This is a genomic window from Desulfosarcina cetonica JCM 12296 (genome assembly GCF_001311845.1).
Lineage (GTDB): Bacteria > Desulfobacterota > Desulfobacteria > Desulfobacterales > Desulfosarcinaceae > Desulfosarcina > Desulfosarcina cetonica.
Genome location: NZ_BBCC01000334.1, coordinates 1 through 3,788, shown reverse-complemented (window position 1 = coordinate 3,788; position 3,788 = coordinate 1). Strand labels below are relative to the sequence as shown.

Annotated in this window: 4 protein-coding genes; all 4 read right to left on the bottom strand. The window is 42.4% G+C overall.

Annotated features, from left to right (window positions below):
* Window positions 1-107: 107 nt before the first annotated feature.
* The 4 genes from JCM12296_RS33245 to JCM12296_RS33230 all read right to left on the bottom strand — a co-directional run bounded on the left by JCM12296_RS33245 (window position 108) and on the right by JCM12296_RS33230 (window position 3,587).
* Complete coding sequence (locus tag JCM12296_RS33245; protein WP_054702200.1) at window positions 108-683, bottom strand: hypothetical protein; 576 nt, start codon at window positions 681-683, stop codon at window positions 108-110.
* 257 nt (window positions 684-940) lie between these two features.
* The gene (locus tag JCM12296_RS33240; RefSeq protein WP_054702197.1) at window positions 941-2,620 is read right to left on the bottom strand and encodes a DUF4942 domain-containing protein; all 1,680 of its coding nucleotides are present in this window, start codon (window positions 2,618-2,620) and stop codon (window positions 941-943) included.
* A gap of 403 nt (window positions 2,621-3,023) precedes the next feature.
* On the bottom strand, window positions 3,024-3,239 hold the full coding sequence (locus JCM12296_RS33235; RefSeq protein ID WP_054702194.1) for a hypothetical protein: 216 nt from the start codon (window positions 3,237-3,239) through the stop codon (window positions 3,024-3,026).
* A gap of 78 nt (window positions 3,240-3,317) precedes the next feature.
* Entirely contained in the window at window positions 3,318-3,587 is a 270-nt protein-coding gene (locus JCM12296_RS33230) for a hypothetical protein (RefSeq protein ID WP_054702191.1), read from the bottom strand.
* Between the last annotated feature and the right edge of the window lie 201 nt (window positions 3,588-3,788).

Below are 3,788 nucleotides of genomic sequence, written 5' to 3'. Positions count from 1 at the left end.
GATCAAGCCGCCCCGGCAGCCAGTAAGGCTTGTCAATGTCCGGGTCTCCTGCCAGGTAAAACGATTTATCCCTATCATCATATTCCATTGGCCAATCGCGGATTACATCACCATATCATCACGATATATAGCCAAGCAGGGTTTCCATTTTGCCATACATAAGGGACTTGACATCGAAATCGCACGCAAAACCTGTTAAATTCATTATTTTTTAATTTTTTTAGGTGGCTCAAGGGCTTTGAAACCATCTTGCCCGGCAAAAGCATCGAAACAACATAATTATCAAAACCGACTGGATCATCATACCAGCAAACCCAAAGTTTCAAGCAAAGTTCCTGGAACAGTGACAAAGAGGAAAGTTTTTTATTGAGCGCTTTACCATCGACCCCCCACCGTTCCTCATAAACCCCAGGGTATAAGCGAAAAGCCTCGAACACGGAATTTTTGATTTCTGGCGAAGGACTGCCTTTCAAAAATTCCTTAAGATCACCACTTTCAACATCCAAAATCATTCCCAGCTCAGCTTTTTCAAAGCGTCCTCTAAGTTCACTAAATGTAGACTCAACAATAGAGGGCAATATTTCAATGGCGAAAGCCGCGCCAGCATTCCGATTACCAAATTTCTCAGAAAGCCAATCTGCAGTTTCCTGTGATATCCGAGGACCAACGTTGACTTTAGCCACCCTATTTTCCCTTCCAATATTTGTATAATATCTATTCAGTCGTAATACATATGTTAAGACAATATTCTAAACAAAACAAACGATTTGTTTTCGCGCCTGTTTAAGTATCATCGACTCAAAGAGATAAAATGCGCAAAACAGCTCATTTTATTTCAAAAAACACCGGCAGGGCCTTATATTGCAAAACATTTCCAACCATTGAACATCCCCTTTTTGTCCCGCCGAAGCGGGGCATTATTTTATCAGAACATTTCCATCTATCTGCCATCGTTATTAAATTTTGGATTTTGCTGCTGGGCCACTTCTTTTGGCACCATGGGGATCACGTTTTCGTGGCCAACTTGCAGAACTGGTTTTGATCTAAACAGACTTGGGCCTGTCTGAACTTGCAAATCGTATGTCTCACGACCTTCAAAAGAATCGACAACTGCCCGATATTCCGGGTCCAGGGCTTCGTAAAAATCCTTACCGTAATCGTAGGGCAGCCAACTTTTACCACGGCAGGCCGTCACATTGAATCGCCGCCGGATATCCTCATCAAGGAAGGTGAGATGAATGGTCCCCTTTTTAAAAACGGAAATATTAAAGTAGGTGGATCTTATATTACGGGATTCATCCTGCTCAAATGCATCTTCGATGGCTTTAACAATGGAATAATAATCAGCTCTACCATCAAAATAATTCATTACAAGGTCGATATCCCGCAATTCATTTGCTGTCTCATAACCTAAATGCCAACGTTTACAGTCGGCATCCCAAAACCCAGTTGAATAGCCGTTCCAGTATGGGAGGATTATTTTTTCGTTGACATAAAATGCCTTGTTGGTTTTCCAGCCATCGAAATAATGAATATTATCCGTGTTAAATTCTTCATGCCAGGCATGTTTGACGGTCATTTTATCAAAAATGGAAACCACCGCTTCTGTCAAGATATCTTCATATGATTTCAACAAGTTCAAAATAAATGTCCGGATATTATTTTCAGTGAAATCCATTAATGCATTTTCCGTCAACCGCTGTTCAAATTCTTTCTGTTTTGCACTGGTCATACGCTTTTTAACCGCATCCAACTTCAAAGCCTCACGCCAGTATTGTTTACGAAGCGTGCAAACCAGATTATTGAGCTTTGATTTCATGATCCCTGTTAGTTTATTCTCATCTGAAAGATGCCTTGATTTTTCCTCATCACCAACCAATAGCGATATATAAGGGGCGACGTGGTAATAATTCCGATAGAAATCCATCAAAACCCTTGTTCCGATTTCAACTTTTCGGTTGTAATCAGCCACCATGCCGCGAATAGATTCCCTTTCTGCAACTTCCCTCTGTTTGTGGGGCTCTCCAAGATAAATACCTACGGCACCGGTGATCCCTTCAAAAAGATCCTCTTCAATATTTTGATCAATGTGGATATAAATAAGGGCCACTTCAACAGATGTACGACGCTCGGCCTGCTCGAATTCTCCCACTAAATATTCGATATCGGCATCCAGTTCTTTGAGGCGTTTTACCAATTGTTTCCTTGACTTGGTGTGTGGATTTCGGATGGTCTCAGCATTGAGCAGAAAAGAAATATGACCGGAATACATTATATCTATGGCCTTTAGCAGGTGATAGTGGCCACCGTTAAATGGAGGATTTCCAATAATAATGTCGTATTTATCCGGTCCGTTGAACGCCAGGAAGTCGTAATCAATAACCGATATCTTTTTTCCACGGAGAATGGAAACTAAACGTTCATCTTTTTCGATAGCGTGAATTGTTGGACGTCGCCGGTTTCGGTAAAACTCATTGATATAATCAACTATATCCCCGCCGCCGGCTTCAGGCTCAAGAATATAGTTAGATTTCCGGCGTGCTTCCTTCGGAATTTTGTTCCACATCCTGACAATTAAATCACGAGCGGTTGGATAGAAATTTTTATTGTCTTCGAACATTCAATATCCTCCTAATGTGTTTAAGTGGGTTAGGGGGTCCGCCCGCCTCGGGTCGCGTCCAAGACAGGCTAAAGAAAATAATTCAAGTTTTGGTTTCTAAAACCGTAACCGTTCATTTCATTCCAGGCATCTTTTAGATGCTCAAGCTCCTCTTTCCTGCTGCCTATACCCCGTTCCTCCGGCGTCAATGATTTTATTTCATCCGGCCGTATATTCGGGCAAAAAAATACAGACGCTTTTCTACGGGACTTTTAAGCTGACCTCGCGGATCCGCGCTTTGCACTCTTCGCGGGTCCATCTCCAAGCAATCAAGGGTCGCGTTCATGGCAATATTTTCTTCAAGGGTTGTGTAAGGGGCACGCGCCGGAATATAGCGCACGATTTTAACAGGCGGGAAACCCACCTATTTAAGCCAGCTTTGAATAATTGGAAGATAAAGATAGGTTTCTCCCTTTTCCGCACTGACATCAGCGAAAAGGATAAAATCCGGCATGATGCTGCGTGAATGCAGTCCAACCAATAATTCCCTTGAATCAACGCCGGTACTGTAGGCAACCCCCAGGATATTAGCCGGATTAAAATCAAAAAGTTGCATTTGCGCCTGTTTTTTTCTATTCATCGAACAACCTCCTAATGTGTTTAAGTGGGTTAGGGGGTCCGCCCGCCTCGGGTCGCGTCTGGGGCGGGCATCTTTATTTTATTCTTCAAGCTTCTTTATAGCCTCTTCCATCGCCTCGGGGCAATTACACCAGATGATGCCCCAAGCGATGGTTTTCATGTGAGCACAGATGCTCGTTTTGTGTGGTTCGAAAAACTTGCACTGTTTCGCTTCCTCGTCCGAAATCGCAGCGCAATTGTAAACAGCAACCTTTTCGCAATATTTGCCGATCAGTCTGAAAACCTCATCATCAATCTTCAGCAATTCGGCCGCGATATGTCTCAATCTGTTATCAGGGCGGGATTTCATAAACACCTTCATTCGAAGAAAGGTCTTATTTTACACCGGTTTCTAATTTAATTGCCCCAACTGATAATGCCTTCGCTTTCCATAAATATTTCTGTTTGGTTTCTTTTTTAGGAAACACCCTTGCTATCGATAGATACGCATCTCTCTTTTCTCTAAGAAATTCTATTGCTGCTTCTTTTTCTTCCCAAGTATTCATTTCCT